The sequence below is a fragment of the Mesorhizobium shangrilense genome (genome assembly GCF_040537815.1).
Lineage (GTDB): Bacteria > Pseudomonadota > Alphaproteobacteria > Rhizobiales > Rhizobiaceae > Mesorhizobium > Mesorhizobium shangrilense.
In genome coordinates, this window is record NZ_JBEWSZ010000017.1 from 26,100 (window position 1) to 40,193 (window position 14,094).

Annotated in this window: 9 protein-coding genes and 1 pseudogene; 4 read left to right on the forward strand and 6 right to left on the reverse strand. The window is 57.2% G+C overall.

Annotated features, from left to right (window positions below):
* Window positions 1–188: 188 nt before the first annotated feature.
* Window positions 189–846, reverse strand: a pseudogene (locus ABVQ20_RS39440) (IS110 family RNA-guided transposase); the annotation flags it as partial.
* A 129-nt stretch (window positions 847–975) separates the two neighbouring features.
* Between ABVQ20_RS39440 and ABVQ20_RS39445 the strand changes: the two are divergent.
* Both ABVQ20_RS39445 and ABVQ20_RS39450 read left to right on the forward strand, forming a co-directional pair.
* Window positions 976–1,434 carry a helix-turn-helix domain-containing protein gene (locus tag ABVQ20_RS39445; RefSeq protein ID WP_354465193.1) on the forward strand — a complete coding sequence of 153 codons (459 nt, stop codon included), beginning with the start codon at window positions 976–978 and terminating at the stop codon, window positions 1,432–1,434.
* Window positions 1,394–2,263, forward strand: coding sequence for an IS3 family transposase (locus ABVQ20_RS39450; protein WP_354465194.1), 870 nt, complete (start codon window positions 1,394–1,396; stop codon window positions 2,261–2,263). Before ABVQ20_RS39445 ends, ABVQ20_RS39450 begins: the two co-directional genes overlap by 41 nt.
* Before the next feature lie 840 nt (window positions 2,264–3,103).
* Here ABVQ20_RS39450 and ABVQ20_RS39455 read toward each other — a convergent pair.
* The 3 genes from ABVQ20_RS39455 to ABVQ20_RS39465 all read right to left on the reverse strand — a co-directional run bounded on the left by ABVQ20_RS39455 (window position 3,104) and on the right by ABVQ20_RS39465 (window position 7,316).
* Window positions 3,104–4,780: an ABC transporter substrate-binding protein gene (locus ABVQ20_RS39455; protein ID WP_354465195.1), complete on the reverse strand. Its 1,677-nt coding sequence runs from the start codon at window positions 4,778–4,780 to the stop codon at window positions 3,104–3,106.
* Between the two features lie 691 nt (window positions 4,781–5,471).
* A complete protein-coding gene (locus ABVQ20_RS39460; protein ID WP_435528516.1) occupies window positions 5,472–6,317 on the reverse strand; it encodes an ABC transporter permease in 846 nt (281 codons plus the stop codon).
* Window positions 6,318–6,359: 42 nt separating this feature from the next.
* A complete protein-coding gene (locus tag ABVQ20_RS39465) occupies window positions 6,360–7,316 on the reverse strand; it encodes an ABC transporter permease (RefSeq protein WP_354465197.1) in 957 nt (318 codons plus the stop codon).
* A gap of 677 nt (window positions 7,317–7,993) precedes the next feature.
* Between ABVQ20_RS39465 and ABVQ20_RS39470 the strand changes: the two genes are divergently transcribed.
* Complete coding sequence (locus tag ABVQ20_RS39470) at window positions 7,994–9,019, forward strand: NAD(P)H-dependent flavin oxidoreductase (RefSeq protein ID WP_354465199.1); 1,026 nt, start codon at window positions 7,994–7,996, stop codon at window positions 9,017–9,019.
* Between the two features lie 369 nt (window positions 9,020–9,388).
* Here the strand turns inward: ABVQ20_RS39470 and ABVQ20_RS39475 are convergent, their stop codons facing one another.
* Entirely contained in the window at window positions 9,389–10,312 is a 924-nt protein-coding gene (locus ABVQ20_RS39475; protein ID WP_354465200.1) for a DMT family transporter, read from the reverse strand.
* A 434-nt stretch (window positions 10,313–10,746) separates the two neighbouring features.
* Complete coding sequence (locus ABVQ20_RS39480) at window positions 10,747–12,336, reverse strand: ABC transporter substrate-binding protein (RefSeq protein WP_354465201.1); 1,590 nt, start codon at window positions 12,334–12,336, stop codon at window positions 10,747–10,749.
* Window positions 12,337–12,652: 316 nt separating this feature from the next.
* Here ABVQ20_RS39480 and ABVQ20_RS39485 point away from each other — a divergent pair.
* Window positions 12,653–14,094, forward strand: a 1,442-nt coding sequence (locus ABVQ20_RS39485; RefSeq protein WP_354465203.1) for a CoA-binding protein, incomplete at its 3' end; no start/stop codon positions are given.

Here is a 14,094-nt window from a genome sequence, read left to right on the forward strand (position 1 = left end):
GCCGGGTGCAGGATCGTCTTCGCGGTCGACATCGGTCGCCGCATGATGGAGCTTCGCGGGAGGAGCCTTCAAATGTGGACGACGCACTCTGCTGAGCCAGCGGTGCACCCCAACAAGCGGAATGGCTCTGCCCACGTTCCGGCAGGGACGTCTCAGCGCGCTCGAAACCGAACGTTATTGTCAAGCCATCATGCGGTGGCTCCGGCGGTCCGATCGAAGAGCGCGCCGGTTTTGAGCATCGCGTGCATCGTCACCGCCAGTTTGCGTGCCACGGCAACGGCAGCTCGCTTGAAGCCAACTCTCTTCCTGAGTTTGAGGTCCCATGTCCGCAGGCCGCTTTCGGCCGAGCTGCGGGTCAGGATGACCGTCGCAGCTTCGTAGAGAAGCCCCCGGAGATGGCGATCGCGCCGTCGGGATATGTGGCCATCATAGTCGACCTCTCCCGATTGGTATCGCCGGGTCGTCAGGCCAAGCCCGGCACCGACGGAGCGGGACCTCTTGAAGTTGTCGGGATCCTCAATGGCGGTCGCGAAGGAGGTTGCGGTGATCGCGCCGACGCCGGGGATCGACATGAGGATCTGACACGCTTGGCTTTGGCGCGCGCCAGCAACGAGTGTCGGCCGAGTTCGGCGGCACGGATGCGCATGCTGCGCCAAGCCTCCAGCATCGGCAGCTCGATGGGAGCGAGCCCTTCCTGATCGACAAGCAGGCTGCGGACATTTTTCTCGAATGTGCTTCCCTTGCCTGCGGAACCAGCAGGCCGAATGTCTTCATGACCCCAAGGATCTGGTTCGAAAGCTCGGTGGTGATCCTGACAAGCCTGTTGCGTGCCGCCACGAGCGTGCGGTGCGCATTTCGCAAAAACGGGACAGTCGTTCCGCTAAATCGCGGACAGCAGTGGAGTGCTGGAGTGCACCCCCAGACTGAGACAAGGAAAATCGCGGACAGTTTCCATGCAAGAGAGGAAACTGGGGCATGGCCGGACGGAAAAGAGTTATTGATGAGGACCAAAAGCTGGAGCTTCTCCAGCGCATGGAGGCAGGCGAAACCGTCAGCAAGTTAGCAGACGAGGTTGGCATCAGTCGCCAACGACTTTACGAGTGGCGTGATCACCTCAGGCTTCGTGGTAATCTGAAGTCACGTCGGCGCGGCCGGCCGGCCAGATCGACAACAGGAGTTGACGGGGCCGCGCGGCTGCAGAACCCAGTCGACACGCCGGCACCTCAGGAAAAGGCGCTGACCAAGGCCAGGCGCCGGATCAGGGAATTGGAGCAGAAAGTCGGGCAACAGCAACTCGATCTCGATTTTTTTCGCGAAGCCTTGCGGCATTTCGAGGAAGATCATCGTCGAGCAGCGCTCCTGGCGAAACGGGATCTTCAAAGTCATCGAAAAGATGACGACCGGCCTGTCGCAAGGCGAATTCAACATCGATAGAATGTGCTGGCTCGCTGGCGTCAGCCGCGCGAGTTACTACCGTCATTGGCTGGATTCGGCGCCTCGGCGCGCCGAGACAGGTTTGCGCGATCTCATTCAGAGGATGGCTCTCGGCAACGCGCACTACGGCTACCGCCGGATCGCAGCCCTGCTGCGGCGGGAGGGATGGCAAGTCAATCACAAATGCATTCTACGGATCATGCGGGAAGACAATCTGCTGTGCCTGCGCGCAAAACCCTTTGTTCCTGTGACGAGGAACTCGAGGCATGGTTGGCACGTCGTGCCGAACCTTGCCAGGGGAATGATCCTCAATAGGCTCGACCAGCTGTGGGTGGCCGATATCACGTTCCTGCATCTGGCTGAGGAGTTTGCTTTCCTTGCCGTTGTGCTTGACGCCTATAGCCGCAAAGTGGTCGGCTGGGCGTTGGATACGCATCTCAGAGCAAGCCTTGCCATCGAGGCCCTCGAGATGGCTATCGCTGATCGCCGGCCCGAACCCGGGAGCCTCGTGCATCATTCCGACCGCGGGGTTCAATACGCGTGCGGAGCGTACTCCGAACTTCTGAATCGTCACGGTATCCAGGCGAGCATGAGCCGTGTCGGCAATCCTTACGATAATGCGAAGGCGGAGAGCTTCATGAAAACGCTCAAGCAGGAAGAAGTGCAGGGCCTCACCTACAAGGATGCGGCCGACGCGCGCAAACGGATCGGAGCCTTCATCGATACCATCTACAACCAGCAAAGGCTGCATTCGGCGCTCGACTATCTCACTCCTGAGGAATACGAGCAGAAGCATTCAAGCAGACGACTGACAGAAAAGGCTGCATAGCTTAACACGGAAACTGTCCGCGATTTTCTGTGTCTCAGTCTGGGGGTGCACTCCATCGCTGTCCGCGAATTAGCGGAATGGGTGTCCGCGAATTTCTGAAACACGCACGTGCGGGTCAGCATGCTGTCGAACCCTTTCACCCGCACCTCGCGAAAGAACCCCGCCTCTGCAAGATGCGCCAAACCGATCCACTGCCTCTGGGTTGACGGCACCAGCTTTGAGTGGGGCGCCGAAAAGATGGCGTGACAGATCCGCACTCGATCCCAATCGCGGGCCCGTTTCCGGAACCCGTGATGTCCCCGCCGGGACGGTGGTTGTGGTGACCTCGTTGAATCGGCTGACATCGACTTCGAATTTCGTTGCACACGTTGAGGCGCCGGACCCGAACATCATCAATGAGGCATTCGACCTCGGAAAGGACCATGACCCCGGCGATGACAGAGCGAAACTCGGATTGACAACCACCCGCAATTAAAGAGCCGATTCACCGCCTATAGCGTGGAGATGCTGCAAAACAGTGCCGGATCCCGTATCAATCAGTAGGTCAGTAGGCACTTCTCGCCGCTTTTCAAAATGTACACGTTTGCAGGCATCTCGGAACAACCAAAGGTGCTCAGAGAGCTGGATGAGTGACATTTCTTTCTCCTAAATTGGGGTAGTCTAACTATGGAACCTATCTGATCTTCGCATTGCCCAACTGCGCTCGGGTCAACTGATCCGTAATAGCGCAGACATACTTATTGAACCGCAAACTCATTCACGACCACCGGCCAGCGCGCCCCAAGAGCGCGCTGGCCGGTGATCTCTGCGACGAAGATTATTTGAATATTGACGGCCCAACTAGGCTTCCGCGAACCACCAGCGTTCTGCGCAACGAAAGCCGTCCCAATCCCAGCTTGATCCGATCTTGCTATGTCCGACTTTCCTGGACAGCGCACTCACCATGTTCGCGAAGACGGGGATGACAGTGCCACCGTCGTCGCTGCACAGGGCTTGCATTTCCGAATACATCTCCAGCCGCTTTGCGTCGTCCAACTCAGATCGGGCAGCCAGTAGGAGTTCATTGAAGCGGGGATTCTTCCAGCGGGTATCGTTCCAAGCCGCGTCAGCTGCGTAGACCTGCGAAAACATCCAGTCCGCAGTGGGCCGACCGAACCAATAGGTCATTGACCAAGGCTTCTTCCGGAAGACACGTTCCCAATAGCCGTCGCTTGGTTCACGCGCAACGTCGATGGCGATTCCGGCCTTAGCTGCATCCTGCTGATAGAGCACCGCGGTGTCGACTGCGCCGGGGAATGCCGCATCGGACGTGGACAAGCCAACTTTTAGATCTGAAAGGCCAGCTTTCTTCAGAAGGAATCTTGCCTTGTCCGGATCATATTGGCGCTGTGGCAGATCCTTCGCGAAGAAGCGGTTTGTGGAGGCAATTGGGTGGTCGTTGCCGAGCTTCCCATATCCACGCAACACGGTATCAAGCAGCTGCTGCCGATTTATCGCATATTTCAGCGCCAGGCGCACATCCGCGTTGTCAAACGGCGGAACATCAACAAGCATCGGCATGGTAAAGTGTTGAGTACCGCTTACGGACACGATCTCTAAGTTCTTGTTCCCCTCCAGGCGATGAATGGTCTTCAGATCACACTTATCCATGGCGTGGATCTGGCCAGTCGCTAGCGCGTTGGTCCGCGCCGTCACATCATGTATCGAAAGAACTTCGAAGGAGTCGAACCAAGCCGCATTCGGTTTCCAATAGTTCGTGAAACGGTTGGTCGTCGCTTTGACTCCGAAGTCGATCGTATCGAGTGTGTATGCTCCAGCGCCAACGCCAGATGTGTCGACCTTCCCATCTTTCGCCGGCATAATAGCCATATGACCGTCATCCAGCGCGAATGGAAAATCCGCATTGCCCTGTTTGAGAACGACGACAACTGTTCCTGGACCGTCGGCCCGGATCTCTTCGATCGGATCCACGATGGCCTTTGCGGCTGATTTGGACTGTTCGCCACGATGGTGGTTGATCGTTGCGATAACATCATCAGCGTCCATGGTTTTTCCGTTGTGGAACTCGACTCCTTTCCTGAGCCTGAAGGCCCACGTTTTGGCGTCTTTCGTTGCCTCCCAGGATTCAGCGAGTTCGCCCACCAGATTGCCGTCTGCATTTACTTCGGTGAGGTATCCATGCAGGCTATGGCCGAGTGTTAGCGTGAACGAGTCCGGATACGTAGCAGGATCTAGCGAGTCGGTTGTGGAGCCTTCAGCAACGCCGACTTTGAAATGTCCCCCTTTCTTGGGAGTGGCACTTTGAGCAGACGACGGGAGAACGCCATTTGCCGAGCCGATGGCTAATGCCCCGGCTGCGGCTGCTGTTTTAAGGAACCTCCGCCGGTCTACCGGCGAAGCTGCCATTGGAATTTTACCCCATCTGTTCATTTTGTTCTCCCCTTTCAATCGCGTTTGTTGGTGATGTTGGCCATCCAGCGCCGGCGAGAGCTCTTTGAGGAGGGTGGTAACGGCCACGGCCCTGAACTCTTGCGAGGCCTTCCTCCTCAGGCGGCACAAATCTGACGGTATCATCAGCGACAGGCCCTGGTGTCGCGCAAAAAAGTCATCTGCCAAGTGATTTCAATGCGCATTGCGGCGGAAGGTGACAGCGTTTCACGGGGTGCCGCTTGAACTACCAGAGTGTTCAAGAGATATGATGCGAGCTGCAAGGATCGCAGATGCGGGTGAGCTCTCGGGCGCTGGCCCCAAAGAGGCGCGCAAATATTGGTCTTTGTCATATTAGGGGCAAACGCGGCCGTCGCGCGACCCTGTCGTATTCGCGTGCGATGCGCCGTATCGAATGCTAAGCGCCTGTCAGAAGCTGCAAGCGAGTTTGCTCAATGTGACGACGACGAGATCGTCGTGCTTCACTACGCGGCTGGTGCAACAAGGGCACCGCCTCGACGAGGCGGCGCCGAAAGCCGAGTTGTGCGCTCGGCTTATCTGTGCCGTAGAGCGTTATCAGTAAGGCCTATCTGACCACGAATCAAGATAGAAGGTTCTGGTCAAGGGCTGCCTACCCAACTCGTACACAATCCCAAGGGGTATTGCACTATGACTGGGGTGTAGCTGAGCCCGCCAGGCAGACCATAGGGCGATCGCTCAACTACACACGCCAATGTTGCTCGGCATTGCCACCCAGCGACGCGCACGACCTGCAACGGCCTCAATCTTTGAGCCCGCTTGCCGAGTGCAGGAACCAGTCCACCACCAGATTGACGCTCACTGCCAGCAGCGCGATCGCACCAGCTGGAAGCAGCGGGGTAATATCTCCATAGACAATCAAAGTCGCAGTTTCGCGAACCATTGAGCCCCAATCGGCGGTCGGTGGCTGGATGCCAATACCGAGAAAAGAGAGCCCGCTGATGAGAAGGAACACGAAACAAAACCGCAGGCCAAACTCAGCCACGAGGGTCGGGGTTATGTTCGGTAGTATCTCGCGTGTCATAATCCAGATTGGTCCTTCGCCGCGGAGCCTGGCCACCTCTACATAATCGCAAACTGCGGCGTTGACGGCGACGGCGCGTGTGAGCCGAAATACGCGGGTGGAATCCAGAACGGCAATGACAATTATGAGCGTAGGTATTGAGGTTCCGAAAATGGACAAGAGGAACAATGCAAAAATGAGTTGCGGTATCGACATCAGAACGTCCACGAGCCGCGACAAGATCTGATCCGCCCATCCGCCGAGGGTAGCGGCGGCCAATCCGGCAAAAGCGCCAATGGAAAATGCTAGGGTCGTCGTTACCAACGCTATGCCGATTGTATTGCGCGCACCGAACACAAGCCGCGTGAGCATGTCGCGTCCAAGGTTGTCGGTTCCAAACCAGAAGCGAGCGCTCCACGGTTCGAATTGCGTTCCGACAATCTCGGCCTCGCCGTAGGGAGCCAAATACGGCGCCGACAGTGCTATCAGCACATACAGAGTTACGATGGCAATTCCGAACTTTGCGCTCAGCGGCGCCGAAGCGAACTTGCTGGCTCCTGTCCTGAGAATCCAAGGCGGCTGCATCGTCATATGTGCTCGCTCAACGGTTGTTCAAAGAATTGGACGTCACTTTGGATGCATCAGGCGCGGATTCATGATGATCGATAACACGTCCGCGGTGAGATTGAGCAAAACATAAGTCGCGGCGAAGATCAGACTGCAGGCCTGCACAACCGGAACGTCTCGCTTCTGGACGGAATCGACAATCAGCTGCCCAAGGCCTGGGTAGACGAATACGACCTCAACGACAACGACGCCGGTTATTAGGTATGCCAGGTTAAGGACGACAACATTGGCGATGGGCGCCAAAGCGTTTGGCAGAGCATGCCGCACAAGCATACGCCACTCTGGCAGCCCCTTGAGCCGTGCCGTCTCTATATACTGATTGCCTAATAGACTGACGATTGAAGTCCTCGTCATTCGCAACATGTGCGCCATTACTACCACTGCAAGCGTGAACGCCGGCAACGCGACCGCCGTTAGCCGGTCCAGAAAGCTGGTGGTGGAATCTACGTCAGAGAGGCTGGGAAGGATTCCGATGTGCACTGCCAGAATCAGTATGAGAATATAAGCGACAAAGAATTCGGGAAATGAGATCGAGGCAAGCGTGACCACATTGATCACGCGGTCAACGAGCGTGTTCCTATAGAGCGCAGCCACTATGCCGCCAAGCAGTGCCAGCGGAACCGAAATCATCGCGGCGGTTATTGCAAGGAACAGGGTGTTGAACAGCCTGGGCCGGATGAGCTCACCGATATCCCTGCCGCTGGCCAGCGCTGTTCCGAAATTTCCCTGCAGTGTCTCGCCGAGCCAGTGGAGGTAACGAAGATAGACCGGCAAATCGAGTCCGAGGCTCTTTCGGATTGCTGCGACAGTTTCCGGCGTTGCCGACTGCCCGAGCAACTCAGTGGCCACGTCGCCAGGCAGAAATTGAATGCCGGCGAAAATGATTACGGACACGACCCAAAGGGTCAGTACGCCCAGAGCGACACGCTGACTTATGATCTTCGGTATGGATGTCATCGGATATTCTTGACCCAATCTATGCTTCAGCCAACCAATGTTGGTTACAGCCGAAGCCGTTCCAATCCCAGCTCGATTCGATCCTATTGTGGCCGATCTTCCCGGCCCTCACGCAGTCAGCGAACTGCGAAATGGCCGTGCCGCCATCGTCACTGCCGAGCCGCTGCGTTTGCGTATATAGACCCAGTCGCTTGGCGTCACTAAGTTTGGACCACCCAGCCAACAACAGCTCGTTGAACCGAGGGGGCTTCCGACGCGCATCGACCCAGCTAGCGTCATTGGCCTGAGAGAACATCCAGTCCGTACTGGGACGGCCGAACCAGCAGGCGTTTGCCCATCGCTTCTTCGTCGACGTTGTCGTAGTATCAGCCATCCCACAAAAGCCTTCGATTTTTCGGCGGGTTCAAGGCTGATGCTATCATGAGGTACAGGCCTTCCAGTCGCGCAAAAAAATCACCTGGCGAATGATTTTATTTCAGATTTTCAGCTGGACTGCGTGCTTATAACAGGTCGATCTCGCGGCTTGCACAGGGACGCTTTCCGTTCGCAGTGATGGGATCTCTCAGCTGAACTATCACGGCAGACGGGGAAATTCTGAACGCTTGAGACCCAGAGGCCTCCTTAGCGTGAGTGTGGCTGCGACGGACGGAAATCACTAGCAAGAATGGATAAGCGAAATGGGCCTGCCTACATCGATCACCTCTCGGTTGCGCATTCCGTTGATCGCGGCGCCGATGCAGAGAGTATCAGGACCTGATCTCGTTTCAGCGGTGTGCCGGAAGGGCGCAATCGGGGCTTTTCCAACCCTAAATGCACGGACGCCGGAACAGCTGGACGAGTGGCTCGGAAGGATAGAGCGAGCTTGTGCTGAGTCTGATGATGTTTCGGCACCATGCTGTCCCAACATCGTCATGCGTAGATCACCCGAGGCCCTTCAGGCCGATGTGGACGTCTTGGTCAAGCACCGGGTCAAGATCGTGCTTGCAAGCGTCGGATCTCCGGAGGCAATCATCCCTCAATTGCATGATATTGGATGCACAGTACTGACAGATGTCGCCACGATGCGGCATGCTGAAAAAGCGATCAAAGTGGGTGCCGATGGCCTGGTGCTTCTGAGCGCAGGCGCAGGAGGGCAGACTGGCTGGCTAAACGGATTGTCATTCGTCAGGGCGGTGCGCTCGATCTATGACGGGCCAGTGGGCCTCGCCGGCGGCCTAAGCGACGGCCATGCACTTTGGGCAGCACAGGTGCTTGGGTGCGACTTCGGTATGATGGGGACACGTTTCATCGCGACGCATGAGAGCCTGGCGCCGCATGGGCACAAACAAATGGTGGTCCATTCAGGAATCGACGACATCCAGCTAACGAAGGCGATCAACGGATTCGATGCCAATTACCTCCGGCCGTCGATCCTGGAAGCCGGTCTCGACCTCGCCGAATTGGAAATACCGCTGAGCGTTGAAGAGGCGCGCAAAAGGTTCAGCGCTGACCTAGCTGGAAAAGGGCCGAAGCGTTGGGCAGACATTTGGAGTGCAGGTCATACAGTCTCCGCCGTCTCGGAAATTCAGTCGGCAGGGGACGTGGTGGATGAGGTTGCCGATGAATATCGCAGGGCCGTGAGCCACACCGCCAAGCTGATTTCGGATATCCAACCGGTCGCAAATTCTTCAATGAACTTCACCCCGAAAATTGTCGTGCGATAATATCCGATGCCGCGGGGCCGATCCCAGAAGCCTCGGACTGCGCATGGCTAGATTGCTGCTCGCCGAGCGCAATACGTGGTCGCCGCCGCGCAGACTGCATTTCCACAAAATTGGTCATGCCACACAAAGCGGCCCAGCGGGTCCATACCGCCAAGTCAACCTGAGGCACGCGACATCGCATCGGGCCGCGCGATGGCCGCACTTCTTGCCCTATGTAGCGCGCTTCGAACGTCCTTTTTGGCAAGCTCGTCGGCGCGAACGCGTTAACGCACAGGAGCGCGGCAACTCAACGTGAATAGAGCGAGTGCTAACACTGGCGCTGGTTGCGTGCAAGTTGGCCGGGCCGGGCATCCACCCGGCAGGAACCAGTCAGCTGGGGCCTTTCGGCACATTCTCGGGCGGTAGCGTACCCTCTAATATGTTCTGGCGGTGGAAGATGAACAAGCCGGCAAGAACGACAATGGCGGCGCCCACAAGGATGCGCGGGCTCGGGACGTCTCCGAAAAATGTCAGGCCGAAGACGATCGCCCAGAGCAATAGGCTGTAATGCAGGGGCGCTAGCGTCGCGGCTGGCGCGAGCTTCAGTGCGTGTGTGATCAACAGATGAGCAGCACAGGAAATCCCGCCAAGCAGCAGCATCGCACCGAAATCGAACGGCGACGGCGTGCGCCAGTTGCCGATTGTCATCACTAGCCCAACCATGAGCGTGCCGATCATCTGCCACGTTACCAGTGTAGTATCACTTGTGCCGCGCAGGCGACGGCCGAGAACAATGACAAAGCTGAAAGCGATGCTGCCGATCAGGGCACAGATGGCGGAAAGCGACAGCGAAGCCGAGGATGGCTTCAGGACAATGAGTACGCCCGAGAAGCCGGCAAGAATCGCGGCCCAGCGCCGCCGACCAACCTCTTCTCCGAGCAGCAGGTGCGATAGCGCCGCCACGTAGATCGGCAAGGCCATATAGAAGCTCATCACGTCGGCCAGTGGCAGGTTAACGACGGCGACGTAGAAGCAGGTCGTGTCCAGCGTCGAAGCCAGCGCCCTCAGCAACTGTAGCAAAGGCCGCTCCACGTAGAGCAGCCTCGAACTGCCTTGGCGGACGATCATCGGGCCGAGGACGACAAAGGTGCCGATCGAGCGGACGGCGAGGACCTGGCCCACGCTAAAGCTGCTGACCAGCCATTTGCCCATTGCGTCGTTCAGTGCGAACATGAAGTCGCCCCCGAGCATCAAAAGGATGCCGATCAGAAGCTGGCTTTTCACAGTGAGATTCCTCTCGATCGGCAAATCCATAGGCCGGTGTCCACTTCTTGGGGCGATGGCCGGTGCCGACCGGTTATTGTTTCGACTTGGTCAATCGAGGATCGATTGGGGCAGAAACGCCGCGCCATAGCAGCTTGTGCGCCTCATGGGCGGATGGCCCTTCCCGCCAACGATAGAAGCGCGTTCTGCCAAATGTATTGCGCCACGCTGACTTGGATGGCCGATGAGCAAAGCGCCCAGCTTCTCTATCGATTTGGATGGGTCGCCTGGGGGGCAAACTGGCAGCGGCGCACAGCTTGTGAACTGCCCCCCAGCGCATCGAGACTACATTAATTCGCCGTCACAGAGTGGAGCAGCGACAGGCTCAGGTGCCAGGATTTTCATCTGCGCGAAGGCCAACCTTCCCTCGAGCACAAACCACTCGACCCTTGCAACGCTTTGGCGCCGCATGGGCTGTCCAGACATCAAGCTTCCGCAAACCACCAGCGTTCTGCGCAGCGAAAACCGTCCCAATCCCAGTTTGACGCCATCTTGTTGTGACCGACTTTCTTGGACAGCGCGTTGACGTAGTTAGCGAAGAGGGGAATGACGGCGCCGCCATCGTCCCTACAGAGTGCCTGCATCTCCGCATACATCTGCACCCGCTTTGCCTCGTCCAGCTCAGACCGGGCAGCCGCCAAGAGTTCGTTGAAGCGGGGGTTCTTCCAATGCGTATCGTTGTAATTAGCGTTAGACGCATAGACCTCTGAGAACATCCAGTCCGCAGTCGCCCGGCCGCCCCAATAGCACATCGACCAAGGCTTCTTCATCCAGATGTTTTCCCAGTAGCCGTCGCCGGGCTCACGGACAACGTCTATGGTGATTCCAGCCTTCGCTGCGTCCTGCTGATAGAGCACGGCGGTGTCGACAGCGCCTGCAAATACCGCATCAGACGTCGACAAGCTGACCTTCAAGTCCGATAAGCCAGCCTTCTTCAGATGGAATTTTGCCTTGTCCGGATCAAACTCGCGCTGCGGCAGATCTTTGGCGAAAAAGCGGTTTGCAGAGCCAATTGGGTGGTCATTGCCGAGCTGCCCATACCCGTGCAGCACAGTATCAAGCAACTGTTGTCGATTGATCGCATACTTGAGCGCTAGCCGCACATCCACATTATCGAAGGGTGCAACATCAACAAGCATAGGTAAGGTATAGTGTTGGGTACCGCCGATGGACACGATCTCCAAGCCCTTGTTCCGCTCCAGGAGATGAACGGTCTTCAGGTCGCACCTGTCCATTGCGTGGATTTGGCCTGTCGTCAGCGCATTCGTTCGCGCCGTGACATCATGTATGGCAAGGACCTCGAAGGAGTCGAACCAAGCCGCGTTTGGTTTCCAGTAGTTTGCGAAACGCTTGGATGTCGCTTTGACGCCGAAATCGATGGCCTCCAGGACAAATCCGCCCGCGCCAACCCCGGAAGTATCGACCTTCCCCTCCTTCGCCGGCATGATGGCCAGGCTATAGTGCTCCATAAGAAATGGAAAATCCGCATTGCCATCTTTTAGGACTATGACAAACGTTCCGGCACCATCGGAACGGATATCCTCGATGGGACCCACAACGGATTTTGCCTGTGACGTCGAATCTTGACCTCGGTGATGATTGATCGAGGCGATAACATCGTCCGCTTGCAAGGTCTTGCCGTTGTGGAACTCTACGCCCTTTCGAAGTTTGAAGGTCCAGGTTTTGGCGTCCTTCGACGACTCCCAGGATTCGGCAAGTTCACCTACCAGATTGCCGGTAGCATCCACTTCGACGAGATAACCGTGCAGACTATGGCCGAATGGCATCATGAATGAGTCTTTGTACATAGCAGGATCGAGCGTGTCTGTTGTGGAGCCTGCGCCAACGCCGATCTTGAAATGACCGCCTTTCTTCGGTGCCGCTTCTTGCGCGAGCGACGGTAGGACGCCGCTCGCCGAGCCGATCGCAAGCGCGCCGGCAGCCACTGCAGAATTAAGAAACTGCCTCCGGTCTAGAACAGAATTCAACGCTTGTATTTCATCCCATTTCTTCATTGCAGGTTTCCTCTCTTTATCACTTTTATAGGACTGGTCGCTTCCAGTGCTTTCGTGAAGACTGCGGACGATGCCTCGCCAACCCGGCGTTAATCAACCAGTCACCTTGGCGAAGCTCTCTCTCAAGTGGCCAATGTCTCTCCGTCTCTCCCGGTTCAGTGCCTACGCTATCAGAGCCGCGGCGTTGTGAGTTGCGCAAAAAAGTAATCTGCCGAATGATTTTATTTCGAATTTTCAGGCGGGCTTCATTGCCTATAACGGGTATGCGGCTTGAAAAGCACGCCACACAGCCGTCATGACCAAGGGGAGTCTAGCTTTGACCTACAATAGCGCATGGGAGAACAGACGGGGGCGTCTCAAGCGCTTGTTGGCGCCGCAAAGTGCAGTGTTCATCGGCGGGGCCTCGATGGTACCCGCCATCGACTATTGTCGTGCGCGTGGCTTTCGAGGACCTATCCATGTTGTCAACCCACGTCGCAGCGAGCTGGCGGGTATTCGCTGTGTGCCCAGCGTCGCCGGCCTCCCGGAGATACCTGACGTCGCGTTTATAGCGGTGCCGCGCGAGAGCGTGGTGGGCGTGGTACGTGAACTATCAGAAATCGGCGTCGCAGGTGCGATTTGTAATAGTTCCGGCTTCTCAGAAATGCACGGCGGAGAGAAGTCGCAGCGCGACCTAGTGCAAGCAGCAGGAGAAATGCCGATAATCGGGCCGAATTGCCCCGGCGTGGCCAACTTTGCCGATCGATCCGTCTTCATGATGGACCATTTCGGTGACCATGACGAGAACGGCAGCGTCGCCCTCATAAGCAATGGCGGCTCTTACCTCTCCGACCTGGGATGTGCGGAGCGGTCGCTGCCGGTGGCCTATTCCGTCGGACTCGGAAATCAGGCGATGGTAACTGCAGCCGACGTGATGGATGTGGTTCTGGATGATGAACGCGTTCGGGCAGTGAATCTTTATTTGGAGGGCATTAGCGACGCGGCCGTCCTCTCCGCTGCAGGTCTCAAAGCCGCGCGCAAAGGTATCCCGGTGGTCGTCATCAAGGGTGGCCGAACGAGTGCCGGTCGGCGGGCGACCCAGTCACATACCGCTTCGCTTGCGGGCGATGATGTCGTGACTTCCGCGCTGTTCAAGCGGCTCGGATTCGTCGAGGTGCGCACCCCAACTGAGGCGTTGGAGACGCTGAAGATGCTGGTGTACACGCCAAGAGTGAAAGGGCGTCGTACGGCATATGCAACAAGTTCGGGCTCCTATGCGGTGCTCGGGGGCGACATTGCCGAAGTTAATGGGCTTGACCTGCAAACGCCATCAGCGGAAGCGGCAGCAGAGCTTGAGAAATATCTACCGGCCTTTGTTCATCCGGCCAACCCTCTCGACATCTCTTCTGGGGTCGATGCGGGCTTCGATCAAAATCTGAATATCTATCGAGCATACCTGTCGGATGATCGCGACATGGCTCTGCAGGTAATGTGCTACCCGCCCGAGGGCGGCTGGGATCCACAAAGCTGGAACATCAGCACTAAGGCATTCGCGCAAGCAGCACGCGAGCGCGGATTGCCTGCAGCTTTCGTCAACACAGTGCCGGAAGCGCTACCGAAAAGCGTCCGCGAGCGGATGATCGCCGACGGATTGGCCCCGCTGCAGGGGATGGAAGACGGCCTTCGTGCTGTGTCAAATGCAATGCGCTTGTCGGAGCTGGCGGACGCCCTTTCTCAAAGGACGGACGAAGAAATTCTTCTACCAAGGTATGCGGTTCG